Here is a 25,376-nt window from a genome sequence, read left to right as displayed (position 1 = left end):
GCTGTGCAGTTTTCCGGCGATTTCCGTCAGGCGGCCTTACCGGTCATGTCCTCGCGGCGAACTTCGTCGCGGATCGGATTGACCAGCTTTCCAAGCCCCTCGATCGAGACTTCGCACTTGTCACCGTCCTTCATCAGCAGGCGCGGATTGCGGGCCCATCCGATGCCGGCAGGGGTGCCGCTGACGATCAGGTCGCCGGCCTCGAGCGTGATCGCCTCGCTGATCGTCTCGATGAGGGTGGCGACATCGAAGAGCATGTCGTCCGTGGTCGCCGATTGGACCACCACATCGTTGAGCCGCGTCTCGAGCCTCAGCCCCTTGCCGCCGGCCGGCACTTCGTCGGCCGTCACCAGCGCGGGGCCGAAGCCGCCAGTGGAATCGAAATTCTTGCCGACCGTCCATTGTGGTGACTTGAACTGGTATTCGCGGACCGATCCTTCGTTGAAGATCGAGTAACCGACCACGTGGTCGTGGGCGCGCGACTTCGGGATGTGGCGACCGCCCCGCCCTATCACGACCACCATCTCGCCTTCGAAATCGAGGCTGGTAGAGGCAAGCGGCCGCACGATCGGCTGGTTGTGACCCACAAGCGTGGTGGCGAAGCGAGCGAACAGCGTCGGGTAATCCGGCTGTTCGTATGGCGACTCCTTGGTATGGTCGGCATAGTTCAGCCCAACACAAATGATCTTCGGCGGCCGCGCCAGCGGCGGAAGAAAAGTGACGGCATTGGCATCAAATTCCGCGCCGTCGGCGAGCTTATGGCCTGCGCGAAACAGCTCCTCCGGACCGGCGGCTATCAGATGCTCGAGGTCGAGCGTGCGATCCGTGCTGGCGGCAATCGAGCCGCGCAGCCGACCCGCCCTTTCCACGGCCAAGCCTCGTTGACCCCCCAATTCGAACCTTACAAAGCGCATGCGTTTCCTCGCTCACAGTGTGCTGCTTGTTGGAGCAAGGATTTTCCAAAAAATAAGATATGTCAATGAAAAATCTATTTTTCTGTTGACCGTCTCATTAACGCATGGATAGTAGTCACATCGAGCGGGTTGGTGGAGGAGCCAGCTTGCGCCGCCATGACTGCCGTCGGCTGCATGGCTCCAAAAATGGACAGCCTGGGAGGATAGATCATGAGGGCCCTTCGTTTTCACGCGGCGCGCGATCTACGGCTGGAGGACATAGAGCCGCCCGCGGCTCCGCAGCCGAACGAGGTTATCGTCGCGGTCAGCCATTGCGGGATTTGCGGGACCGACATTCACGAATATCTGGACGGGCCGATATTTGTGTCGACACGGCCGCACCCGCTCACCGGTGCGTCGGCGCCGCTCGTGCTTGGCCACGAATTCTCAGGCACAATCGCCACGGTCGGGCGGGGTGTCAGCCGCTTCTCCAAGGGTGACCGGGTTGCGATCCTCCCCCATCTCAACAAGCCGGGAGACTATTTCGTGCGCCGCGGGATCGGCCATATCAGCGAGACGACAGCTTTGGTGGGCCTCTCTTCGGCCTATGGCGGAATGGGGGAGTACGCGGTCCTTCCGCAGGACAACATCGTCAAATTGCCGGATAGCGTGAGCGACGAGCAGGGCGCGCTTTTCGAGCCGATGGCCGTGGCCCTCAATGCGATCGATCGAGGCGGCGTCGATGCCGGCAGCACCGTTTTGGTGACCGGCGCAGGTCCGATCGGCGTCCTCGCGGCAATGGCCGCGAAAGCCGCCGGCGCATCGCGGGTGGTGGTGTCCGAAGCCAATCCCGCACGCCGCCGCAGGCTGGAATCTCTTGAGCTCGGCTACGAGATCGCCGATCCTACTTCGGCGAATTTTGGCGATGCCGTTCTGGGGTCGACCGAGGAAGGCCTCGGCGTCGACGTGGCGATCGAATGCGCGGGCAACGAGCGCGCCTTGGCCGACTGTATCCGGCTTGTGCGGCGCGGCGGAACAGTGGTTCAGGTGGGCATCTTCGTCGATCCTCCCCGTGTGGACATGCGGCTGCTTGTTTCGAAGGCCGTGACGCTGACAACGAGCTGGGGCTTTCCGATCACCATTGGCCCCCGCGTCGTCCAGATGATCGCGACCGGACAGGTCCGGCCGGAAAAAATCATAACGGGTAGGGTGGCGATGGCTGACGCCATCGCCCGAGGGTTCGATACGCTTGCGCGACCGGACCAGGACCATCTGAAAATTCTCATCGCAGTCGCGGTCTAAACCCGGCGGCGTCACGAGTTTCGGCAAAGGAGGAAGAACAATGGGCCGTCTTGAAGGCAAGGTCGTGCTTGTGACCGGTGCAGCACAAGGTATTGGCGCGGCGATCGGAAAGCTCTTCGCCGCCGAGGGTGCCGTGCTTTACCTGACCGACGTCCAGCCGTCCCCGAAAGACGAGCTTCAGCCCGGCACACAGTATCGTCGGCTGGACGTATCCAAAGAAGAGGATTGGCGCGCCGTCGTCTCGGAGATCGTCGAGCGTCACGATCGCCTGGATGTCCTTGTGAACAACGCCGGCATTGTCGAGCACTATGGCCAGATCGACGCCACCAGCACCGAAGCCTGGCACCATGTCATCTCGGTCAACCAGACGGGAACCTTCTTCGGCATGCGCGAGATCGTCCCCGTCATGAAGCGCAACGGCGGGGGATCCATCGTGAACTTCTCCTCGATCTGGGGCACCACCGGCGCCGCCGGAGCGGCCGCTTATCAAGCCGCAAAGGGAGCGGTCCGCACCATGACAAAGAACGCGGCCATCAGCTATGCCAAGGACAACATCCGGGTAAACTCCGTCCATCCCGGCATCATCTGGACGCCCCTGATCGAAGGCCAGAGCAAGGAGATGAATGAGAGCATCATCGCTGTCACGCCGATGGGGCGTGCAGGCAGGCCAGACGAAATCGCCTTTGGTGTGCTCTATCTGGCAAGCGACGAATCCTCCTTCGTGACGGGCCTGGAGCTGAACATAGATGGCGGCTACCTGGCGCAGTGATCGATGCTGGCTTCTCTTTTGCGAATCTGTATCGCAGCGCAAAGCTGCCATTCCGCAGAAGACAAAAGGATGGGCGAGTGGCTGGATGGCTCTTGAATCGACTTTGGCGAACCGCTTCATAAACCGTTGATGGATAACGATTATTTTAGTCGCTGAGGGTCATCGTTTTCGACCGGAAATCAATATCTTAACGGCTGGTTCGCCAAGCCGTTTCCTTCGTATTCTCTCGTATGGTCTGGCGAACCGAATGACGATGAACGAGATTGATTGCTTGCTTCGCGATATCGACTATGTAGCCGCAGGGAGCCAGGAAACGCCTCTTAGCGGATCACCGAAATGGGCCGAATGCTGGCGGAGGGAGTAAAGCGTCCTTTTGTTACGACCAGCATAGCCTGCCCACATCACCCAGCGAAGTTGGAGGCGCGCTGTGACGGCCACGCATCCTGACATTATTGCGCGAACCTTCGTGGTACTGTGCGGTGGTTTTTGCGACACCCGGTCATGCCTGCCACAATTTAAGAGGAGAGTTCACACGTCCAGGATCAATCGTCGTGCCCTGCTCTTTCACTCCAGCAGCGCTGTTGTCGCGTCGACGGTTACGGCAGCGGCTCTCGCCGCAGAGCTGCCAAGCCGAGACCAAGAGCCATCCATCGAACTGTGTGCATTGATTGAGGCGCACAAGACAGCATATGCGGAGTTTATTAAGGCCGTCCACGACATGGGCGGAAGCAGCCGCGACCACGACAGAGCTAGCCAAGCAGAGGAAAAGGCGTTGCTGGCCATCTGCGCGTACCCTGCGATCACGGAGGGCAGTCGCTGGGGCAAGGCCCGGTATCTATTAGAGATCGAGGCGCGCGGCGAACTCGATCTGCCAGACCATCTGCAGGCTCTTCTTCGCTCAACAATGTGGAAGGGATGAGACTGACCTTGGTGCCGCCGGTCAGCCTCCATCAGATTACCCCAAGTTCGCCGGCTGACTTCTTTCCGGGAACGAGGCGCAAAGCCTCCATTCCGTAGCAGAGAAATGCGGTCGGCGAGTGCCTGGCCAAGCTTCTTGAATCGACTTCACCGAACTGCTTTGCAGGCTATGTTGGTCGCCGAGAGAATTTGTGGGCTGAGATGAGGTTCGACCATCCGACCCGCCCCGCTTGCTCACAAGTAGCTACACCCGGCTTGGTGGGAGCGAAAAACTCCCACCAAGCCGGTTTTGTCAGTTCTTGCCGCAGGTGTCGGCCATGTCGGGCGTGCACTTGACGAAGCCGGTGTCGATATAGGGAGGCACCGTCTTGCCCTGCTTCAGGTCATGCAAAGCCTTGATCGACTTGTAGCCCATGTTGTACGGGCTCTGGCCGACGAGGTAGTGGGCAAGCCCGTCCTTGAGCAGCGGCAGCTGCGGCGCGAAGGCGTCACCGAAGGAGATAACGAGGTCCTTGGAATCGACGCGGTCCTTCACGCGCCCAACCGCCTGCCGGTAGGCCGACGGCGCGTATTGCGCCCAGCCGCCGACGGCGACGAAGGCATCGAGCTTGGGATTGGCCACCAGCACGTCGTTCATCTGCTGGGCGGCGAGGCTGATGTTGTCATTGTTGTAGATCGGGCAGCCGTCGACCTCGGTCCAGCCGTTCTCGCCGGCCAGACGTTTCACGGGCTTGTCCTTGGTAACGTTGGCCAGCGTGTCGCGGATACCCTGGACACGCAGATCGAGGTTGAGCGAGCCGGCCGTGCCGGTTTGGATACAGACCGTGCCGCCCTTCGGCTTGTATTCGACGACCTTCTTCGCCAGCTCGACGCCGAAATTGTAGTTGTCGGTGCCGATGAAGGTCGAGCGCAGGCCGGCGTCTTCCTGCAGCAGGTCGCCGTCGAAGGTCACGATCGGGATGCCGGCGGCTTTCGCCTTTTCCAGCAGCCGAGCCACGGACTTCGGATTGGTCGCGGACACCGCGATGCCGTCGACGCCCTTGGTCAGCACGTCGTTGATGACCTGAAGCTGCTGCGCCTCGTTCACCTCGGACGGACCGATATAGTAGCACTCGACGCCGAGGTCCTTGGCGGCCTTCTCGCAACCCTCCTTCACCGGAGCGCTGAAGACGTCGTTCACCGTCTTGACGATCACCGCATAGCTCTCGGCCGAAGCCGGCGCCGAGTGGATGCCCGCGGCGAACACCGCCGCCATCATGGTCGCGCCCATTCGGGCGGTCAGTCTGTCGATGCTTATCATGGTTTTCTCCTCTCTGATGTTATGTGCACGAAAATGCGCGAACCTTCCGGGCAGGCGAGTTGCCTGCCCGAACTGGCTCTAGGCGCGGGTGGAGCGGAACCGTTCGAGCAGTACCGCGAACAGGATGAAGAGGCCGACGAAGGTGCCCTGCCAGAAAGGGTTCACGCCGGCGAGCAGCAGGGCGTTGCGGATCACTTCGATCAGCACCGAGCCTATGACGGCGCCGAACGAAGTGCCGAAGCCGCCGAGCAGATTGGCGCCGCCGATCACGGTCGCGGCGATGACCTGCAATTCCTGGCCCTGTCCAAGCGCGTTGGTGGCAGCACCCATCCAGCCGACGAGGAAGATTGCGGTCATGCCGGTCATGGCGCCGAGGAGCGCGTAGGTCGAAACCTTGACGCGATCGACCGGGATGCCGGAAAGACGCGCGGCGTTCTCATTGCCGCCGATGGCGCGCACGTAGCGGCCCCATTTGGTCATCGACAAGAGCCACTGCATGACGACGGCCGAGACGATCACGGCCCATAGCACGTTCGGCACGCCGAGGAAGGAGCCGCTGCCCAGCGCAAGAAGCGTGTCGCCGGCCTTGCCAAAATCGTAGACGACCTGGTTGTTGGTGACGACCAGCGTCTGGGAACGCACCAGGCTCATCATGCCGAGCGTGACGATGAAGGGCGGCAGCTTCATGTATGAAACCAGCGCTCCGTTGACCGCGCCGACGGCGGCACCCACAAGCAGAACTAGCGCGACGACCACCGGGAAAGGATAGCCGCTGGCGCAGAACAGGCCGAGCAGCACGCCGGTCAGGCCAAGCGTAGAGCCGACGGAGATGTCGATGCCGCCGGTCATGATCACCGGCGTCATGCCGATGGCCATCAGCGCCGTGAAGCAGAAGTTCTGCAGGATGTTGGCCATGTTGGCGCCGGTGAGAAAGCGCGGCGCGATCATGCCCACCACGGCGCCGATGATCAGCACCGCAACGACGATCCAGAATTCCTGGCTGCGCAGCACCTCGCCGAGCTTGCTGCGTTCCGACAGGCTGAAGACCGAATCCAGGTTGCTGGCGTCTGGAGACTTGTTCATCTCATCCTCCCCTATTGGCTTCAGGCTGCGGCCTTGGCGCCGACGATCAAGGCGGTGATTTCCTCGGGCGAGCTGGTCGAAGCGAGCTTGTTGGCGACCAGATGGCCGCGCCGCAGCACCATGATGCGCTCACAGACGCCGAACACGTCGGGCATGCGGTGCGAGATCAGGATGACGGCGACGCCGCGCTCCTTGAGGCGCTTGATCAGCGCCAGCACCTCTGCGACCTGGCGCACCGATATCGCGGCGGTCGGCTCGTCCATCAGCACCAGCTTGGCGTCGGCCAGGCGGGTGCGGGCGATGGCGACCGCTTGGCGCTGGCCGCCCGACATGCGCTTGACCACATCGCGCGGCCGCGTCTCCGACTGCAGCTCGCGGAACAGCTCGGCGGCGCGCTCGCGCATCTTGCGATGGTCGAGGAATTTGAACGGGCCGACCGAGCGCATGATCTCGCGGCCGAGGAAGACGTTGGCTGCGGCGCTTAGATTGTCGCAGAGCGCCAGGTCCTGGTAGACGATCTCGATGCCGGCGCGGCGGGCGTCGGACGGCTGGTCAAACTGCACTTCCTGGCCGTCGAAGATCATCTTACCGGACGAGGCCGGGAAGTTGCCGGCGATCATCTTGACCAGCGTCGACTTGCCGGCGCCATTGTCGCCCATCAGACCGACGATCTCGCCGGGCTCGATCTTGAACGACACGTCCTCGACGGCGTGGATGGCGCCGAACTGGCGCGAGATGTTCTTCAGCTCCAACAGGCTCATGGCAGGGACTCCCGTTCTTGCTTCTCTTGCGATGCCGGCATCGATCGAGCCGCGGCGTAGTCGTCGGCGGCCTTGAGACCGCCATAGAGGACGGCGCGCCATCCGAGTCCGGCCCAGCGCAGATCCATTGGGCGGCCCGTCTCGGAGAAGGGTGCCCGCAGAGCCACCAGTTCCTCCAGCTGCCGGCGCGGGAATTCATCGATCGCGCAGACCCCTCCCCCAAGCACGATCGTGGACGGAGAAAACAGCGCCACAGCCGTGCCGATGGCGAGCGCCTGGTCGCGCACGAACCGGCCGATGTCGGCGCCAAGGCCGGGGATGCGCCGCGACTCGACAAAAACCTGGGTGACGGGGACGCCATATCTCTCGGCAATCACTTCCAGGGCGCGGCCGGAGACATAGGTCTCCAGGCAGTCGGTGCGCAGTCCCTCCAGCCTCCTGCCCTCATTGCCGAACGGCATATGGCCAATCTCCAGCGCCCAGCCGCCGCCGCGAAACGCTTCGCCGCCCTGCAGGAAGGCGCCGCCGACGCCGGTGCCGAAGAACAGGCCAAGCACGCTGTCGGCGCCTTTCGCGGCGCCCGCGATCACCTCACCTGCCAGCACCAGCACGGAGTCGCGTTCGATGATGACGGGTAAGCCGAGCACGTCGCCAAGCTCGCTCGCCAGATGATGGCCGTTGAGCTCGGGCACATTGCCGGCGAAGAGGACACGGTCACCGTCGATGTCGATGAAGCCCGGAACGGTCGAGACCATCAGGTCGGGGGTGAGACCCGCCTCGACGCAGAACTCCCTGACGAGCCTGGCGAAGCTGCCGACGGGATCGCCATTGCGCAGCAAGGCGGACGGGAAGAGACGCTCGCCGGCCTGCGGAACACGGTCGACAACCATGCCGCATTTGACCGACGTGCCACCGACATCGACGACCAGGATCGAGCGGATCATCGATCGCCTCCAACGTCCGGGAGGAAGCTTGCCAAGGCGTTGCGGAACTCGGCGACATAGGCCGCGCGGTCGATTGTCTTCGACGTGATCTCGGACAGCCGGGCGCCCGGAATGAGGCCGGCCAACTCACGCGCATAGGCCAGCGGGTGGACGTAGTCCTGATCATTGCCGATGATGAGCGCTGGCCGCCGGATCCTCGCGATTTGGGCGCGGTTCACGCCCGGCCAGTCGAGCGGAATACGCGAGAGAAGCGCGATCGTGGTGTCGGGCCGCGGGCGCTTGAAGAAACCGATCAGCGAAGCCGCGTTGTCCGGCGAGGCCGCCTTGACCTCGAGGAACTCCGGCGAGGCGCGAAAACGCTCCGCGCCTTCTTCGGCGCCGTATGTTTCGAGATACTGCGCCGCGACGCGATGGCCGTGCTGGCGCGCGATGGAAGGTGCATCCACCCAGGCAGGCCGCGCCAGCACCAGCTTGGCAACGCGCACGGCGTTGAGGCTTGCCAGCCGCAGCGCGATCGCCGCGCCCAATGAGATGCCGCCGACCGCTGCCTGTTCGATGCCGAGATGGTCGAGCAACGCCAGGGCATCGTCGGCGAATTGCGCGATCGAAAGTCGCGACGGATCGCCAAGCGAAGAGACGTCGTGGCCCCGGCACATCAACGTGATGCGCTGCAGGCCGCTGTCTTGCGGGAACACTTCGACCGGCTGATCGAGTGGCGCGCCGAGCCCGTGCTGCCACAGCACCGGCTGCCCTTTGCCCACGACATCGAAGGTCAGAGCGCAGCCGTCAACGGTGGTGAAGGTACCGGCGGTCACGAGACGTCCCCAAGAAGCATGCGCAGGGCCGCGCCCGACGCCGCCGCATCCTTGTGCTCGAAGCCGTGCGCGACGACCGCCTGGTCGTAGCCGCAGGAACGCAAGAGCCGCAGGAACCGGTGGAGGTCGACGGCGCCGGCGCCCGTGGCGACCACCTTGCCGGTACGGTCGACATCCTTGGCATGCGCCAGGATGATGTGCTCGCCGAGCTGGTCCACCGCCTCATCCATGACGCAGGCCTGGTCGCTCAGCCTGTCGCCGACGAGATTGGCGGCATCGAGGATGATGCCAAGGCGCGGGCTCTTGACCTCGTCGAGGATCCGCCTCGCGAGAACGGCATTGGCGACGACGTTGCCAGGCTCGGGCTCGACACCGAGCCGGATATCGTGCTTTTCGGCAAGCTCGAGCGCCGCGTCGAGCTCGGCGCGCAGATCGGTCCATGCGGACGGCGAGGCGTTGTCGGGGTGGGCTGCCCACATGTCGTCGGCGTTGCGCGAGCCGGTGCACAGCGTCACGATCGGCGCGCCGAGCAGCGGCGCGGCGGCGACGACATTGGCGAAGCGGGCGCGGGCCGCACGGCGCATCGCCGCATCGGGATGGACCATGTTATAGGTGCCGGAGAGACCAGCGATCGCCAGGCCGCGCTTGCGGGCAGCCGCGGCAAACGCTTTCAGCTCACCGGCAGGGACGGAGTCCGGAAGGCTGGCCAAACCCAGGCACGACAGGTTGAACTGCATGCCCTCATAGCCATCCTTCTTGATCGCCGAGAGCAGCTCGTCGACAGGGCCGAGCGGATAGGTCCGGGCAAAGATTGCGGGATACATCAGACCGGTCCCGAGGCGTCCGCCAGATCGACGGGCTTGCCGCTGCGCACCGACTGGCCGATCGCCACCATGGCGCGGACGGACGCGACGCCGTCCTCGATCGAAGCGCCGTTCATCGGCGTGCCGTTCAGGACGACGTCGGCGAAGCCTTCGAGCTGGCGGCGGTAGAAATGGCCGTCGGCGCCAAGCACGCGCTCGGAGGACGCGCTGCTTTCGCGAAAGATGTCGACCTCGCTGGACTTGTAGTACCAGGGATTGAAGATCTTGCCGGTGGCGCTGCCGTTCTCGCCATAAAGCTGGAAGCCCTCGTGCCAATCCATCCGGACCGGCAGCGTCAGATCGAGATGGCCGAGCGCGCCGTTTTGGAATTCCGTGTCGACGAACCAGCAATAGGCGCCGAAGCGCTCGAGCAGGCGCGCCTGGACGGACTTGATCGGCCCCGCCAGATAGCGCGCGAGATCGACGAGATGGCTGCCATGCGCCAGCATGAAATAGCGCTGGCGATCGGCCTTCTGGTCTCCGGCGGGCTTCAGCGCCTTGGCGCCAGTTCTCGGCACGGGCTGAATTGCATCGGTCATGGTGTAGCGGTGGGTGGAATCGCAGTACCAGGCTTTCAGCGCCAGCAGCGAGCCCATCTCGCCGGTGGCGAACTCATGTGCCGCCTGGATGCCCGGATCGAAGCGCAGCATGTGGCCGATCTGAAGCACAAGGCCGGTGCGCTCCACATGGCCTTTCAGTTCTTTCGCCTCCTCCACCGACATGGCGATCGGCTTTTCGCAGAGGACATGCTTGCCGGCCGAGAGCGCCTTTATCGCCGCCGGAACGTGGAAGGCGTCGGAAATGCCGATGACGATCGCCTCAATCTCGGGATCGGCGAGCATGCGGTCATAGTCGTTGTAGATGCTGATCGCGTCGTAGAAGGAGCCGAACCGCCGCGCCAGATCGACATCGGCATCGCACACGGCCTGGAGGACGACATTCCTGCCTTTCTGCGCCGATTCCAGATGCGCGAATTGCGAGATCGGTCCGCAACCGAGGATACCGACACGCAGACACCGGGCGTCTTTCTTGACGGGCAAAGGCTCACTCCCTGATATTTGTTTTTGTCTTATACAAAAACAAATAGCACAAAACGCCTCGCGTCAAGGCGCTTAATCAGAATTTCTGCAACGGTGTCGTACCAAACGCGAAGATGGCGCGGCTCGACGTAGCCCTCTCCGCGCTAACTCGTTCATGTGGCTTGCAAATGAGATGGCCGCGACCGCATACGACGCTGCGCGAAACGTGGCGGAAAAACGCTGTGGAATGCGTTACAGCGTGTTGGTCTCGAGATCCGGCAGAGCGAAAAGCGTGTCGCGGATAGTGGCCGCCGCGCCGATCGCGGCGCCATCGGCGCCGAACTGCGCCACCCTGATCTCGGGCATGGTGAAGCCCGCCAGAAGCCGCCGCTTGATGTCGGCCTGAATCCGCCGGCTGAGTTTGGGATAGAGGCCGGCCAGCGGGCCGCCGAGGACGATGCGCCCGGGATCGAGCAGGTGAATGGCGTTGACGAGGCCGGCTGAAAGGCCGCTGACCCAGGCGTCGAGCGCGGCGTCCACTTCCTTGTTGCCGATGCCTGCAAGCAGCATCTGAACGCCGTCGGCCACCGGCTGACCCTCTTCGAACAGCCGCGTGAAAAGCTTGGCCCCGGCCAGCATCTCGAATGTATCGACGCGTCCGCCGGCGGAAACGATGGTGTGCCCGATTTCGCCGGAATAGCCATGCCCGCCCATCACGACGCGGCCGTCATCGATGATGGCCCCGCCGATGCCCTCGGCCAGGAGAACGACCAGCATACTGCCGGCCTTCGCCGTGGCGGAGGCGGCAAGCTCGGCATTGGCGAAGGCGAAGGCGTCGTTGCAGACCATGACCGACCAGTCGGCCGGCGCCTTCCGCGTCAGTTCCGCCTGAAGCGGATAGTTGCGCCATTCGAGGAATGGCGCATGCACCACGCTGCCGTCGCGGCCGACAAGGCCCGGCACCGAAATGCCGATGCCCTCCACCTTATCCTGCAAGGTGGGGCTTTCGCTGAGCAGCCTCTCGATCAGCGAGAGCAGCTTTGCCGATATATGCCCGGCGTCGCGGTAGCGCGGGCCGGTCGGCTCGACGATCCGGCTGACGACATTCATCTGCAGGTCGAGCAGCACTCCGGTCAAGGAGCGCGTGCCGACATCGACCCCAACAAAATAGGCGCCCGAAGGGTTGAGCGTCACGCCGACGCCCGGACGACCCTTGCGCGATTCGGGGGACATTTCGGCACTCTCGACGACCAGGCCGGCATCGAGCAGAACGCGCATGGCGTTGCCGATCGTGGCCCTTGTCAGGCCGAGCTGCCGAGCCATGTCGGCGCGAGAAAGCTGCCGGCCGTTTTGCAGCAGTCTCAGACAACGCCTGGCGTTGATATGGCGCAGTAGGCTTGTCGTGCTCACGGCCGCATCTTTTGGTTACGTCAGCGCAAATACCATCGGAAGGGGCTGTCCCAAAGCCGTTTTCTCACGGAAGCGTCCAAAGTCGGCACAGCCATCGCGTGGGCAAGGATATAATACTGAACCAGAGCCGCTATTGGGTTGGCCGGGCTTGCGCGCCGACGGCGGCCACCCGCCAGTTCGGCAACAAGTTCGTCCGCGCCAATCTAACGAGGCGAAACTGGAACCACCGTATTCGACCGACTCGCTGTCTCGCGGATCGTCGCGAGCCTCATGGCAATGAACACAGTGGAGTCCACTTATCTTATGCGATCGACCAACCCCCATCGATCATGAGGTTCGCCCCGTTGACAAGAGCGCCCGCAGGTGACGCCAGGTACACCACCGCGCCGGCGACATCTTCCGTCTCGCCAATCCGGCCGAGCGGAATGTGCGCGAGCGTCTTTCGATGCGCCTCGGGGTCACTCAGATACGGACGCGTCGAGTCGGTCCAGATAAAAGTCGGCGAAATACTGTTCACAGCAATTCCCAACGGACCCCACTCCGCCGCCAGGCACCTGGTGAGATGATTGATGGCAGCCTTCGACATGCAATAGATCGATTCCTCGCGCAGCGTGACGGTCCCGGCCTGGGAACTGATGTTGAGGATGCGGCCAGTACGACGCTCGATCATTGTCCTTGCCACAGCCTGCGTCAGGAAGAACGTGCCTTTGAGGTTCGTGCCGAGAACCAGATCGAAGTCCTCCTCGCTGACGGATTGCGCCAAGCTTCGCCGCGAAATGCCGATATTATTAACCAGGATGTCGATTTGGCCGAAATGGGCTACCGCATCGCGCACGGCGTCTTCAATTCGTCGGGTCTCGGATATGTCCAATGGGACAATCAATGCGCGGCGCCCGAGCGCTTCGATGTCCGAGGTCAAATCCTTGCCGGCATTGTCGTCACGGACGATCGCAACGATGTCGGCTCCCGCCTCGGCGCATGCCAACGCACAGGCCCGGCCAATACCGCGCCCGGCGCCGCTCACCATCACGACCTTCCCGTGAAGGCCGAAGCTTGGCAGAGAACTCTTTGTCATCGTCGGTAACTCCAATGAGCGCCGCTTCCGGCGCCTGTTGTCTGATGCTGCTTTGGTAAGGTGGCAAAACGCCACGAGTTGTGACGGCGAGCCGTGATCGCCTCACAAGATCCGGCGTCGTGATTTCACGAAGGTGTCGAACGCAACCGCCAGAACGATGATCATCCCGATGATGATTTGCTGGACGTAAGCCGAGACATCTAGAAGAACGAGGCCGTTGAGCAGGACACCGATGAGGACGGTGCCGATGACCGTGCCGAATATTGTCCCGGTGCCCCCAAAGAGGCTGGTCCCACCAATCACAACCGAGGCAATGACAGTCAATTCAAAACCCGTACCTGCCACGGCCTCAGCCGAGTTCAGTCTTGCCGCCAAGACGAAAGCGCCGAGGCCTGCGAAGAAGCCGGTGATGACATAGACACTGAGGATAATCTTCTGGACGTTGAGGCCAGCGAGGCGCGCAGCTTCGGGGTTTCCGCCAACTGCATAGATCTGCCGGCCGTAGCGCGTGTAGCTCAACGTTATGTGCGCGATGATCGCGAACAGAACGAAGATCAGAACCGGAACCGGGACTGGCCCCAGCTTACCTTGGCCCCACCAGACAAATGCTTCGTCGAAGCCGCTGACCGGCCCGCCGCCGGAAAAGAGCAAGGCCGCACCGCGAAAGGCTGACATGCCGCCCAGCGTCACTACGAAAGGCGGCACCTTGAACCGGGTGATAGCCAGCCCTTGAACAAATCCTGCCGCGACGCCTACGCCGATCGCTGCCAGCGCTGCGACCTCCCAACCGAAACCCGTTGCGGCCGATCCATCGCCAACACTGAAACGATTGTCGAGGCCGCCCTTAGCTACCACCGCCGCGACAAGCCCTGCCAATGCTAGGATCGAGCCTATCGAAAGGTCTATTCCGGCGGTGAGGATGACGAAGGTCATTCCTATCGCCAGCAGTCCGTAGATCGAGACCTGGCGGAGCACGTTGAAAAGGTTCAGCGGCGTGAGAAATCGCGGCTCGAGGATCGAGAAGCCGATCATGAGGACCACAAGGAACAGCACTGGCGCGAAGCGCGCCACCACATTGAACGGCCGAATTTGCTGTCGCTTCGGGACCGGTGCCTCCGCTGCCACTTGCGCCATGTCGTTCTCCCCTGGTTGATCTCTCATGCCAGGACCGCATCCACGGTCATCAGGGCCATCAGCATTTCTGGATTGGCGGCGTCGGCCTGCACCTCGCCGGTGACGCGGCCCTCGCGCATGGTGATGATGCGGTCGCTGATGGCCAGCACCTCGGGCAGCTCCGAAGAGATCACGACGATGGCGATCCCAGTGCTTGCCATTTGAAACAGCAGATTGTGGACTTCGGCCTTGGCCCCGACATCGATCCCGCGGGTCGGCTCGTCCACGATGAGCACCTTGGGACCAAGAGCGAGCCAACGTGCCAGGACAATCTTCTGCTGGTTGCCACCCGAGAGGTCGGAGACGATCTGCTCCGGCCCCAGCATCCGGATGCGAAGCAGTTTCCGATACTCCGCGATCAAGGTGTCCTCGGCACCTGAATCGATGAAGACACCCAGCCGGGAAACCCGGTCTTGCGCGGTGACCGTCAGGTTTGCACGGATCGACTGCGACAGGAACAGGGCTTGCTGCTTCCTGTCTTCTGGCACTAGGCCGATGCCTCTTCGGATGGCGTCTTGCGGCGATGTCGGCCGCAACGACACGCCATCGATAAAGATATTCCCGGAATCGAACGGATCCGCGCCAAAGATGGCGCGCGCCGTCTCCGTGCGACCGGAGCCGACCAGCCCGGCGATGCCGAGGATTTCGCCGCGTCGAACCTCGAAACAGACGTCATGCAAGGCCATGGCATTCAGCCCTTCGGCGCCCCTGCGCCGCGACAGATTCTCGACACGAAGGACGACCCTCTCGGTCGCGGCCGGCGCCGGGCGCCGTTGCATCGCGGTGATCTCGCGGCCGACCATGTGACGGATGATGACATCTATGGAGGTATCGGCGACGTCTCCTTCGCAGACAAACGCGCCGTCGCGCAGGATGGTGAAGCGGTCGCACACGCGCATGACCTCTTCCAGACGGTGCGTGACGAATATGACGCTGAGCCCCTCGTCCCGGAACCCGCTGACGATGTCGAAAAGCCGATCCACCTCGGCATTTGAGAGCGCCGCTGTCGGCTCATCCATGATGATGAGTTTCGATTTCATCGACAGGGCGCGGGCGATCTCGACCAATTGTTGTTCGGCCACGGAGAGATCGCGAGCCAGTATGCGTGGGTTCTTCTCGAGACCAACCTTCGACATCAGGCCTTGCGCCTCGTCGACCAAACGTCCCCAATCCACGAAGCTTGCCCGGCCAGGTTCACGGCCAAGGAAGATGTTCTCCGCAATCGACATTCCAGGAACGAGCGTGAGTTCCTGGTAGATCGTCGCTATGCCACTGCGCTGCGCATCTTGAGGCGAGTTGAACGTGGCCTTCGCGCCAAGAAGATTTATCTCGCCGGCGTCCGGCGACTGAGCTCCCGACAGGATCTTGAGCAGGGTCGATTTGCCGGCACCGTTTTCACCCAGCAAAGCGTGAACCTCGCCTGCGCCGACGCGCAGATCCGCCGCTCTCAGCGCGGAGATGCCGCCAAACGACTTGGTGATGCCATTCATCTGCAAAAGAGGCTGGCGCATAGTGAGATCCAAACGAATTCAGCAGCCCGGAAAAGCGCGGCGTTGTGGGCCGATAAGGGTGAGGCCGGAGCTTAGGACCTCACCCTTGACCGCGATCGCCTTGGGAGGATAGCGGTCGCGGACGCCGAAGAGCTACTTCAGCTCTCCCAAACGTTCGCCGGCGTCGAGGTTGTCCTTTGTCACAGCGATCGGTGTGAGCAGCGTGATCTTGTTCTCCGGCGCCTTGCCGTCGCGCACAAAGGCTACGAGAATATCGACCGCCTGCCTGCCCTGCTTGCCAGGCATCTGCTCGATGGTGCCGGTCATTGCTCCATCGCGAACCTTGCCGAGCGATTCCGGCAGGGCGTCGAAGCCGATCAACTTCACCTTGTCGGTCAGGTCGCGGGCTTTCAGCGCCTCAAGGGCTCCGAGCGCCATATCGTCATTTGCCGCGGCGATGGCGTCGGGCGGGGTCGCCATGGATGCGAGCGCGGACTCCGTCATGGAAAGACCCTTGGCACGGTCAAATCCGGCTGTGTCCTCGAACACGAACTTGTATTTGGCCGCGAGGGGATCCAGCGCGTTGTGGAGGCCCTTGTTGCGGTCGATCGCGGCGCTGGTGCCAGGCTGCCCCTGCAGGTTCATCACTTTGGCGCCGTCGGGAAACAGCTTGATGATGAGTTGGCCCTGCACCTCGCCACCCTTCACATTGTCGGCACCGACGTGAGCGAGGATTCCTTTGACGCTGTCGATCGAGCGATCGACGGTGACGACCGGTATCTTGGCATCGATCGCTTCCTGGATCGCCGGCGCAAGCGCCGCTGAGTCGTTGGGGCTGATTACGATTCCGTCGACACCCTTGGCGATCGCCGCCTCGATATCGGCGCTCTGCTTGCTGGAATTGCGCTGACCATCACTCACCACAACGTTGATGTTGCGGAGCTTTGCTGCCTCGTCCTGCATCTCTTTCATGATGTGGACCGAAAATGGAAAGGCCAGATCAGGGCTGGACAGCATGATCGTCAGGGGTTTGTCGCCGGCCCACGACAGAGCCGGCGTCAGCAATGTTCCAAGAACTGCCAGGGTTGTCGCGAAGGTGTTTATGCGCATTTTCATTTCTCCTCCTTGGTTGTGCACGGATCGCGGACAAATGCTCTCCCCCGCAATCTTTTGCCAATTTGTTTATGTTCTATACATATTACGCAAAAAAAGAGAATGCAAGCCTCCCTCCTGCATTAGTCAACCGGCGGCGTGACGACGCCCTTTTTCAGAAGGATGTTTCCGTAGAGCCGTCGATCGCCGCTGAGAATGATCGCGAAGCCGCTCTTGGCGCGCCGCTTGAATTCGTCGGGAGTAATCGGCGCCAGCGACAGCGGCCGGTCAGCATGACTGGCGACGATCGCTAGGAATTCGCCAAAAATAGGCAGTTCCGTCTCGGGATTGCCGTCGACGATCATGCGGCATGCCGCCTCGGAATCGCGGCTTTCAAGCGGCATTACCGAAAGAACCGCTTCGAGGATCCGGGTGCCAAGGACGCCGTCCAGGCGAATGATATGGGCATCGTCATCGCAAGGATAGTTGGCGTCCACGATCGCGATCTCATGACCGTGGCCCATGGACCGCAGAGCATGGAGAAGATCGGGCGACAGGATTGGATCGATACCTTTCAGCATGACAGGCGTCCTTTCAGATTTGCGTTTTGGCTCAATGAGTGCGCGAGCGTTCCGCCGCTCAGCGATTTCACAGGAGATGCAAAAAGCATCCGACAAGCTCGGATATCTTGTATTTGCATTGAACCTATACTAATAGGCTTTGGTGGCCGTCAATGGCATTTTTCCGTACGCCTTCCGAGCGCGACCCACCGGCGACGTCCAGTCGCTCTGGACGCACACGGCCGGGTGACGCTAACAGGGCAGACGCCACGAAATGACGATCGAAATGGACGGGCAGGAATTTGAAAACCACCAACCTCATCCGCCACGTCAACGAGACGCGTTGCCTGCGCCTGCTGCGAAGGGCCTCGCCGCTTTCGCGCGCCGACATTGCCCGCGAGCTTGGCCTGACCCGGGCGACTGCCGGCAACGTCATCGCCGTGCTGCTCGAGGCGGATCTGGCCATGGAACTGACCGAGCCTCAGGAAGCGGGCAAGGTCGGCAGGCCGGGAATACGCGTAGCGCTAAACCCCAAGGGAGCTTTCTTCGTGGGTATCGACGTATCAAGCACCTGGCTGGCCGGTGTGCTCGTCGACTTCAGCGGGGCTGCGCTCAACAAGATCACCATTCCCAACAGCAGGAATTTCAGGGACCCGGAAACCGTTGCGCAGGCGATCGCCGATCTCGCGCGCCGCCTTGTTGTTGGTGCGGGTGTCGATACCAAGCGAGTTCGAGGTGTGGGCGTGTCCGTTCCCGGTATCGTGGGCCGAGACGGGGTCGTGGTTTCGGCGAGACTGCTGGAGTGGGAGGACGTCGATCTTGGACAGTTGGTCGCCTCCTCACTTGGGGCACCATGGCCGATCCGGGTGTGCAACGACGCCGTCGCGCTTTCTGCAGCCATCGGCGCGCTAGACACCCACGAGCCGGAAGACATGCTGGTGGTGTTGCTCTCGGAGGGGATAGGCGCGGCGATCATCCGCAATGGTCGGGTTGCCGAGGGCGCCAGTGGTTTTGCTGGCGAAATCGGCCATATGGTTCTTTCCGTCAGACCAGAAGATGCCAAATCCCAAACCCTGGGGTTGCTTGGGGGCTACAGCCCTTTCCTGCCGCTTCTTCCCGACGGGCAGTCGATCGCCGAGGGCCTGGCGGATTTGGCGGCAGAGCGGGACCACGGCAGCGTCCTGGAAATGAAACTCGAGACATGGTCCGAAGTGATCTCAGTCGGACTGCTCAATCTTATCCACATTCTAAACCCGGCACGCATCGTCCTCGGCGGCCCATTGGCTGTGTTGTTCCCAAGGATCCAGAAGAGGGTCGATGCGGTTCTGCGAGCCAATTTGCTGCACGGTCTGGCATTGCCGCCAATCAAGATCGCCGGCATTGAAGCCGACACCGTCGCTGTCGGCGCCGCCGGGACTCTTCGAGACAGCATTTTCCTGCTTCCTGAACTGGATCAAATTGGAAATGGAATGCCGGTCGGCCGGTCGCCCCAATTTGCCGAAATCGCCGGCTCATACAGCGAACGCTAATTGCAGTCGGGCACGCCTACGCGCCATTCGAGCCATCAACGCAACAGGCCGTCGCTCCTGAAATTGCCAAGCCGCACAACTTGGCGTGAGACCCGTGAGAACTGCTCGTTTTACTGGAAATTGCCGTCGAGCGGTCGCTCCCTGCGGACGCTTCGCGGGCCGCCTTCATCGCACGAAAGCTCGAAAGCAGGGTAATCGTTCTCTCGAAATCATCTTGCGCGACCAACACATGAGCATCGTCGGTGACCTTGACTTGGCCGTCACCGAGGCTTCAGCGTTGTTGGCTTGTCTACAGGGCATCTGCAAGGGCCAGAGCAATCTTTGAAGTAGCAGATTTCGGGAACATCCGAACTGCGCCAAGCCCATGCAGGGGCGCAAAGTGGCCATCGGCTGAATGATCGGGCTGAATGTCTGAAATGGGGCCGGAAGCCGAAGGTCCGGTTCTGCAACGGGGGGACCAGAAAGGCACCACTCGGCTGAGCACCACCGATCGATAACACTTTGAATGTCCCGCGTGCCGATGATCGGGTTCGTTTCTTTGAACACCGTAAGTCCCGAACAGATCGTGGGACCGATACCCGCGCCTATCGATCCTCGTACGTTGTCGCTCAGCATTTTTGTGGATACCGGTACGGCAACGCCGCGTGTTTGCTGCCTTTGAGCAAACAACACGGGATTACCATGGTTACGGAAAAGTTTGACTGCGTTACCCTTATCGGACTGCCTTACCATTGCGGCGTTCGAGGCGCGGTTCCGGGAAATGCCATGGCAACGGCGCCAGAGATTCTACTCGCCCCAGAGCACGTTCCCGACCAACTTCTTCACCGTAGTATTTCCCACCAAATCACTCTGCTTAACAACGCTGATCAAGCGACCGATGCCGAGATCGGTGATGATTTCCGGCTGATCCCCGCGGGAGATCAGATGGGGCGCATGCTTGTTCAAAGCATCCACACCGCCGCTGCGGTTCGAACTGCCAGAACCAACAACACGCTTCCTGTTGTTTGCCTTGGAACCTGCTCAGGGTCACTAGGGGTAATCGGCGGCCTGAATGCGAAGGAAAATCAATTCGGGGTGATCTGGTTTGACGCCCATGGCGACGCCGACACCCCCGAGACGTCGCGGACCGGATTTATCGAGGGTATGGTGACGTCGACGATCGTTGGCCGGTGCTGGTCTCAGTACACAGCTCAGACACCCGGGTTTGCGCCCATTCCCGAAGAGCACTTTATATCCGTAAGCCTCCACGAATTCTATTCGAACCCAGGTCCAGGAGACAACCTATCGGTTGGCACGGCGGTATCCAAACCAGTCATAGACAAACTTGGCTTCGACCGGAGCATGGCGGCCGCGCTGGACCTGCTCGCACCTCGAGTTTCTTCTGTATACGTGCACGTCGATACCGATGTCCTTGACCCGTCCGTTTTGAAATCCAACCTCCATAGCGCTCCCGGGGGTCTGACCGTGGACCAAGTCAACAGAGGTCTACAGATGATCGCCAACCAGTTCGAGATCCTGGCCGTCAGCTTCTCCTCATGGGACCCGGCAGTCGACCCGAATGGGGCGACGATCATCGCCCCCATGATCGCCAATGCCGCCGAAGCGGCTCTGGGCAGCCATCCCCGCTTATAGGCGTTTGGCCCTGCCTACTTATCCATCCGCCCAAAGCGGACCGGTAGCGCAGCTCAAAACAAAGGAGATCACATGTCGAAGAACTCAGTCGCGAACGCCTACACCCAGACCCGCAGGCAACTTCTGACGCGGACCGCAATGTTAGCCGGAGGCGCCATCATCGCGGCTGCGGGATCACGTGTCGGCTCGGCTCGAGCAGACGCCTTGGACGTCATGCATGTGGCTGTGACTGGAGGGAGCGGTGACTCGCTGGATCCCCACCGTACCCAGGGACAGGTATCAGACATTATCCGGTTCACGAACCTTTTCGACGGGCTCTCTGAATACCGTCCCGACGCTAGCGTCCAGCTATCCCTCGCGGAGTCCTTCACACCCAACGCCACGGCGGATGAGTGGACCTTGAAGCTCCATCCTGGCGTCAAACTTCACGACGGTCGTGAATCGGGATCGTAAAGCCAGAGCGAATTCCGAATTGCGTCGCCTCATCCATAAACTCTTGCTGTACCTGCGACAGTCCGAGCTCGCCGCTAGCTGCGTTCCAGCTGAATGTTTCCTGACGACTCCGTGCCCGATGGATAACCGGGTCGATCTTCTCATAAGCACTGCGCAGGTAATGGGACGTCCAGGGAGGCGGATAGGTTGAGATCAGGTCCGTAGCGCCGCCCACCTTAGGTGAAGGGAAGAGGTAGGCGAAGATTGGCAGGTCGAACGAATAGGCGATCTCGGACAGTACGTTGCGCAGGTCGGTCGCGTCGACGCTCTCTGCCAATTTCTCCGCGAATATTTGGAAGACGTCATGCCCGGCCAATTCAGCTTCTCTCCCAAATTGCGCGGCCGCTGAAACAGGCTCTAGGCCAAGGTCGCCCAACACGAGAAATCGCTCCGCGGTGGGCGCAGGTGCCTGACACCCGGCGCCGGTCAGCGCCTTAGCACCGCGCTCAGCACGTCCCGGATGCCGATCGCGCCGACGAAGCGCGACCCTTCGTCGAACAGCGCCACCGGCGCCGTCTGCGAGCGGTGCATGGCGAGCATCACCGTCTTCAGCGGCGTGCCGGGATTGGCCCAGAACACCTGGGCCCCCTCCTCCGGCTGGCGCTCGACATCGGCGCAGGAGACCCACACCGCCGGCTTGCCGTCGCGCTCGGCCGCGGCCACCAGGCCATGGTCGCCAATCCTGAAGCGCGTCGTCTTGCGCCGGTCGAGCCACACCCAGCCGCCGTTGCCCTGTTCCAGGTCGCGACGGTCGAAGACGCCGATGGCAAGCGGCCGCGAACGCTGCAGCAGCCAGGCGACGATCGCGACGACCAGCGCCAGAAGCACTGGCGGCACCATCAGCAGGAGATCCACCGCGCCGTCGAGGATGAAATTCAGCCCGTTGGAGAACGCCCGGAAAATCGTGTCGAAATTGTCGGTCAGGAAGCCGAAGAAAGCCTTGCCCCATGGCCCGATGGGGATCTTGTAGGCGACCAGAAATTTCGAGATCGGATCCATTGTCCCCTCTTGTTGGTTTTCGCCGCCCCTGGCGGGCGGTCATCTTCTGAAGCATATGAAAAAGGGCAGCCTTCCCAGCGGCTGCCCTTTTTCGGAGACTATACCGGCCTCAAGTCGTAAATCTCCCGAGCGCGGTCTTGACGGCTGCCACCGCATTGCCTGCGTCTAAGGGGGGCGCACCGACCCCATGTCATCAACTGTCCGTCAAAACAGCCAGCCTTGCGGCTTGATCCTCGCAGCGGCCGGCGGATTAGAATGAAGATCAATTATTAAGCGCAGCGTTGACAGCTGCGGTGGCATCGCCGCCGCTTGTGGTCGTCACGCCCTTTAGCCAAGTGGCAACGGAGTCAGGGTTCTTTTTCAACCAGCTCTTGGCGACATCATTGGCATCTCCACCCTTCAAGATGGTATCCATCATCCCACTTTCCATGGCGAGATTGAACTTAAGGTTTTTGAAAAAGGTGCCTACATTCGGGCACTCGCGCACGTACCCCTTGCGCGTAATGGTGTAGACGGTCGCCGAGCCGAAGCCGGAATCCCCCATCCCTTCCAGATAGGTGATCTTCATCGAGCCCATCACCGGGTGCGGTGTCCAGCCGAGAAATACGATCCACTGATTATTCTTCATGGCGGACTCTGCCTGAGTAAGCATGCCGGCTTCAGAAGATTCGACGAGCTCGTATCCCGCAATCGGCGAGTTCGGCTTCTTGATCATATCGAGGATGATCCGGTTGCCATCATTGCCTGCCTCGATGCCATAGATCTTGCCGCCCAGCTTCTCCTTCACCTCTGGTTTGGCTAAGTCGGCGAGACCCTTGATGCCTGCGTCAGCCATATAGTTCGGTACAACCATGCCATACCCGGCGCCTGTAAGATTAACATTGATCTGCTCAATAGTCCCCTCGGCCAGGTAATCCTTGACGTCATTCGTCATCGACGGCATCCAGTTATCCAGGAAGACATCGATGTCGTTGTTCTTCAACGAGGCCATCGTCACCGGTACGGAAACTTGCAGAGTCTGTGGTTCGTAGCCGAGCGCCTGGACAATGATTGAGCTCATGGCATTGGTTGCCTGCAGATCAGTCCATCCGACATCCGACAGGCGGACCTTCTTGCAGCTTTCCGCGTCAGCCGCTGCCGCGGAGGTCGCCAGCGCTGCCACCAAAGCCAATGCCGCTGCGACAACTCTTGTGCGTGACATGTAAGTTTCTCCCATTGTTTACTTTTGGGGGAACGTACCCGACTTGCCGAGCGCCGGCAGTCGAAAAAAAGTCAATAGGCAAGCTACTTTTTTGCGCGAAACAAACCACCGGGGCCATGCTACGGCTCGCACAAGTCGCCGGCTTTGGACGTCAACTGGGATCCCTGGACAGTCTCCCAGTGTTCGTCCCATTGCTTTAGCTTGACGCCTACTACCCTGAAGACACAGCATGGCAACTCGGACTGATCCCCTCACTATTGCAGATTTCGTTATCGTTGGTTCCGGCTCAGCCGGGTCCGCGATGGCATATCGCCTATCGGAAGATGGAAGAAACACTGTCGCCGTACTTGAATTCGGTGGTTCGGATAGGGGCCCGTTTATTCAAATGCCGGGGGCTTTCGGCTACCCCATGCGTATGGCTCGATACAATTGGGGCTACTACAGCGAACCTGAGCCACAACTCAACAACCGCCGCATTTTTGCCCCGCGCGGCAAAGTCGTCGGTGGCTCGTCCTCTATCAACGGCCTTGTTTACGTTCGGGGTCATGCTGAAGATTTTGATCGATGGAATGAACTCGGCGCGCGGGGATGGTCGTATGCCGATGTCCTTCCGTATTTCAAACGGATGGAAAATTCTCTTGGTGGGCAGCAGGGTTGGCGTGGAACTGAGGGCCCACTGCACGTACGCCGAGGTAACCTGTCGAATCCACTCTACAACGCATTTATCGAGGCTGGCCGGCAGGCCGGATTTCCGTTAACCGACGATTACAACGGAAGAAAGCAAGAAGGCTTCGGGCTGATGGAGCAAACCAGCCGCGACGGAGTCCGCTGGTCCACCGCGAATGCCTATTTAAAGCCCGCCTTGAAACGCCATAATTGCAGACTGATCCATTGCTTTGCCCGCAAAATAGTGATGGACCGCGGCCGAGCAATCGGGGTCGAAGTCGAGATTGGCGGTGAGACGGCGATTGTCCGCGCCAACAGAGAGATTATTGTCGCGGCTTCTGCATTTAACTCTCCCAAAATTCTGATGCTTTCAGGGATTGGCCTTGCCGAGCATTTGCAGAACATGGGAATTGATGTCGTCGCCGATCGACCTGGCGTGGGCCAGAATCTTCAAGATCATCTTGAATACTACCATCAGTTCAAAGCCACGCAGCCAATCACTCTCCATTCCAAGTATAACCTATTCTCGCAAAGTGTGGTCGGTGCGCAGTGGCTATTCTTCAAGAAAGGATTGGGTGCATATAATAATCTGCATGCTGCCGCCTTCATACGGTCGGCCTCGGGCGTGAAATCGCCAGATATTCAGTTCCACTTTTTCCCCATGGCAGTTGCATCGGATGGGACGCCTGCCTGCAACGGACACGGATTCCAGGCCCATGTGGGGTACAACATGTCCAAATCGCGCGGTTCCGTAACGTTGCGCTCTCCTGATTTTGCCGATGCGCCTGTCTTGAAGTTTAACTACATGAGCGATCCGGAAGATTGGAGCAAATTTCGGCATGCCATCCGCATAACTCGCGAGATCTTTAGCCAGCCGGCTCTTGAGCCATACCGAGGCGACGAGATTCAACCCGGGGTGAGTGCACGCTCGGATGATGAACTCGATGCTTTCCTGCGAGAGCATCTTGAAAGCGCTTTTCATCCCTGTGGCACCTGCAGAATGGGTGCTGCAGACGATCGGATGGCCGTCGTTGACCCGACAACGAGAGTCGTCGGGGTAGAAGGGCTACGGGTTGCCGACAGCTCTATCTTTCCCCACAACACGTACGGAAATCTGAATGGCCCTTCCATCATGACGGGCGAGAAAGCATCCGATCACATCCTGGGCAGGCATCCATTGCCTCGCTCAAACCAACAACCCTGGATCAATCCAATGTGGGAAACTAGCGACCGTTGACGGGGGTGTCCGCGTTCCGTGCTCTAAACCAATTTGGTCCCTGGGGAGCACCTCCAGCGAGGCAACTGCTGCTTCGCCGTGGAGTCTATGCAACCTGGCGAAAGCCCGCCCTCTTTTCCTCCCGGGGCGGGCTTTTTCGTTATCTGCACAACC

22 protein-coding genes and 1 pseudogene are annotated in these 25,376 nt (G+C 61.0%); 6 read left to right on the top strand and 17 right to left on the bottom strand.

All coding sequences use genetic code 11. From position 1 onward, the window contains the following. Positions 1 to 26: 26 nt before the first annotated feature. The gene (locus EN853_RS10885; RefSeq protein ID WP_245516920.1) at positions 27 to 869 is read right to left on the bottom strand and encodes a fumarylacetoacetate hydrolase family protein; all 843 of its coding nucleotides are present in this window, start codon (positions 867 to 869) and stop codon (positions 27 to 29) included. 255 nt (positions 870 to 1,124) lie between these two features. Between EN853_RS10885 and EN853_RS10880 the strand changes: the two genes are divergently transcribed. The 3 genes from EN853_RS10880 to EN853_RS10870 all read left to right on the top strand — a co-directional run bounded on the left by EN853_RS10880 (position 1,125) and on the right by EN853_RS10870 (position 3,883). Further along, positions 1,125 to 2,195, top strand: a complete 1,071-nt coding sequence (locus EN853_RS10880; protein WP_127858562.1) for an alcohol dehydrogenase catalytic domain-containing protein — start codon at positions 1,125 to 1,127, stop codon at positions 2,193 to 2,195. A 40-nt stretch (positions 2,196 to 2,235) separates the two neighbouring features. Further along, positions 2,236 to 2,964 carry a glucose 1-dehydrogenase gene (locus tag EN853_RS10875; RefSeq protein ID WP_127858561.1) on the top strand — a complete coding sequence of 243 codons (729 nt, stop codon included), beginning with the start codon at positions 2,236 to 2,238 and terminating at the stop codon, positions 2,962 to 2,964. 427 nt (positions 2,965 to 3,391) lie between these two features. After that, the gene (locus EN853_RS10870) at positions 3,392 to 3,883 is read left to right on the top strand and encodes a hypothetical protein (RefSeq protein WP_245516918.1); all 492 of its coding nucleotides are present in this window, start codon (positions 3,392 to 3,394) and stop codon (positions 3,881 to 3,883) included. 291 nt (positions 3,884 to 4,174) lie between these two features. On the opposite strand, the gene EN853_RS10865 is transcribed toward EN853_RS10870, so the two are convergent. The 13 genes from EN853_RS10865 to EN853_RS10805 form a co-directional block, all read right to left on the bottom strand. Next, entirely contained in the window at positions 4,175 to 5,182 is a 1,008-nt protein-coding gene (locus EN853_RS10865) for a sugar-binding protein (RefSeq protein WP_245516916.1), read from the bottom strand. A 78-nt stretch (positions 5,183 to 5,260) separates the two neighbouring features. Further along, entirely contained in the window at positions 5,261 to 6,265 is a 1,005-nt protein-coding gene (locus tag EN853_RS10860) for an ABC transporter permease (protein ID WP_127858560.1), read from the bottom strand. 20 nt (positions 6,266 to 6,285) lie between these two features. Then, entirely contained in the window at positions 6,286 to 7,026 is a 741-nt protein-coding gene (locus tag EN853_RS10855; protein WP_127858559.1) for an ATP-binding cassette domain-containing protein, read from the bottom strand. Beyond that, positions 7,023 to 7,970 (bottom strand): ROK family protein, encoded by a 948-nt coding sequence (locus tag EN853_RS10850; protein ID WP_127858558.1) that lies wholly within the window; start codon positions 7,968 to 7,970, stop codon positions 7,023 to 7,025. Before EN853_RS10850 ends, EN853_RS10855 begins: the two co-directional genes overlap by 4 nt. After that, the gene (locus EN853_RS10845; RefSeq protein ID WP_167524417.1) at positions 7,967 to 8,785 is read right to left on the bottom strand and encodes an alpha/beta hydrolase; all 819 of its coding nucleotides are present in this window, start codon (positions 8,783 to 8,785) and stop codon (positions 7,967 to 7,969) included. Before EN853_RS10845 ends, EN853_RS10850 begins: the two co-directional genes overlap by 4 nt. Continuing rightward, positions 8,782 to 9,609: a sugar phosphate isomerase/epimerase gene (locus EN853_RS10840; RefSeq protein WP_127858556.1), complete on the bottom strand. Its 828-nt coding sequence runs from the start codon at positions 9,607 to 9,609 to the stop codon at positions 8,782 to 8,784. The genes EN853_RS10845 and EN853_RS10840 overlap by 4 nt, the downstream gene beginning before the upstream one ends. Then, complete coding sequence (locus tag EN853_RS10835; RefSeq protein ID WP_127858555.1) at positions 9,609 to 10,688, bottom strand: Gfo/Idh/MocA family oxidoreductase; 1,080 nt, start codon at positions 10,686 to 10,688, stop codon at positions 9,609 to 9,611. Before EN853_RS10835 ends, EN853_RS10840 begins: the two co-directional genes overlap by 1 nt. A gap of 231 nt (positions 10,689 to 10,919) precedes the next feature. Further along, a complete protein-coding gene (locus tag EN853_RS10830; protein ID WP_127858554.1) occupies positions 10,920 to 12,077 on the bottom strand; it encodes an ROK family transcriptional regulator in 1,158 nt (385 codons plus the stop codon). Between the two features lie 301 nt (positions 12,078 to 12,378). Further along, on the bottom strand, positions 12,379 to 13,152 hold the full coding sequence (locus EN853_RS10825; RefSeq protein ID WP_127858553.1) for a glucose 1-dehydrogenase: 774 nt from the start codon (positions 13,150 to 13,152) through the stop codon (positions 12,379 to 12,381). A gap of 102 nt (positions 13,153 to 13,254) precedes the next feature. Beyond that, positions 13,255 to 14,286 carry an ABC transporter permease gene (locus EN853_RS10820; RefSeq protein ID WP_127858552.1) on the bottom strand — a complete coding sequence of 344 codons (1,032 nt, stop codon included), beginning with the start codon at positions 14,284 to 14,286 and terminating at the stop codon, positions 13,255 to 13,257. 23 nt (positions 14,287 to 14,309) lie between these two features. Continuing rightward, complete coding sequence (locus tag EN853_RS10815; protein ID WP_245516913.1) at positions 14,310 to 15,815, bottom strand: sugar ABC transporter ATP-binding protein; 1,506 nt, start codon at positions 15,813 to 15,815, stop codon at positions 14,310 to 14,312. A 153-nt stretch (positions 15,816 to 15,968) separates the two neighbouring features. Next, positions 15,969 to 16,925 carry a substrate-binding domain-containing protein gene (locus tag EN853_RS10810; RefSeq protein ID WP_127858550.1) on the bottom strand — a complete coding sequence of 319 codons (957 nt, stop codon included), beginning with the start codon at positions 16,923 to 16,925 and terminating at the stop codon, positions 15,969 to 15,971. Between the two features lie 125 nt (positions 16,926 to 17,050). Continuing rightward, on the bottom strand, positions 17,051 to 17,584 hold the full coding sequence (locus EN853_RS10805) for an RbsD/FucU domain-containing protein (RefSeq protein WP_245516911.1): 534 nt from the start codon (positions 17,582 to 17,584) through the stop codon (positions 17,051 to 17,053). A 185-nt stretch (positions 17,585 to 17,769) separates the two neighbouring features. Here EN853_RS10805 and EN853_RS10800 point away from each other — a divergent pair, with 185 nt between their 5' ends. Together EN853_RS10800 and EN853_RS10795 are read left to right on the top strand one after the other, a co-directional pair. Then, complete coding sequence (locus EN853_RS10800; protein WP_127858549.1) at positions 17,770 to 18,996, top strand: ROK family transcriptional regulator; 1,227 nt, start codon at positions 17,770 to 17,772, stop codon at positions 18,994 to 18,996. 681 nt (positions 18,997 to 19,677) lie between these two features. Continuing rightward, on the top strand, positions 19,678 to 20,628 hold the full coding sequence (locus EN853_RS10795) for an arginase family protein (RefSeq protein ID WP_127858548.1): 951 nt from the start codon (positions 19,678 to 19,680) through the stop codon (positions 20,626 to 20,628). 418 nt (positions 20,629 to 21,046) lie between these two features. Here the strand turns inward: EN853_RS10795 and EN853_RS33905 are convergent, their stop codons facing one another. The 3 genes and pseudogenes from EN853_RS33905 to choX all read right to left on the bottom strand — a co-directional run bounded on the left by EN853_RS33905 (position 21,047) and on the right by choX (position 23,320). Further along, the gene (locus tag EN853_RS33905) at positions 21,047 to 21,496 is read right to left on the bottom strand and encodes an autoinducer binding domain-containing protein (protein ID WP_168247749.1); all 450 of its coding nucleotides are present in this window, start codon (positions 21,494 to 21,496) and stop codon (positions 21,047 to 21,049) included. A gap of 50 nt (positions 21,497 to 21,546) precedes the next feature. Next, positions 21,547 to 21,873, bottom strand: a pseudogene (locus tag EN853_RS10785) (CBS domain-containing protein); the annotation flags it as partial. Positions 21,874 to 22,381: 508 nt separating this feature from the next. Then, positions 22,382 to 23,320, bottom strand: a complete 939-nt coding sequence (gene choX / locus EN853_RS10775; RefSeq protein WP_127858546.1) for a choline ABC transporter substrate-binding protein — start codon at positions 23,318 to 23,320, stop codon at positions 22,382 to 22,384. Positions 23,321 to 23,549: 229 nt separating this feature from the next. Here choX and betA point away from each other — a divergent pair, with 229 nt between their 5' ends. Beyond that, complete coding sequence (betA, locus tag EN853_RS10770) at positions 23,550 to 25,223, top strand: choline dehydrogenase (RefSeq protein ID WP_127858545.1); 1,674 nt, start codon at positions 23,550 to 23,552, stop codon at positions 25,221 to 25,223. Positions 25,224 to 25,376 lie beyond the last annotated feature (153 nt).

The organism is Mesorhizobium sp. M1C.F.Ca.ET.210.01.1.1, from assembly GCF_004791585.1.
Classification (GTDB): domain Bacteria; phylum Pseudomonadota; class Alphaproteobacteria; order Rhizobiales; family Rhizobiaceae; genus Mesorhizobium.
This window is presented reverse-complemented; position numbering and strand designations above follow the sequence as displayed.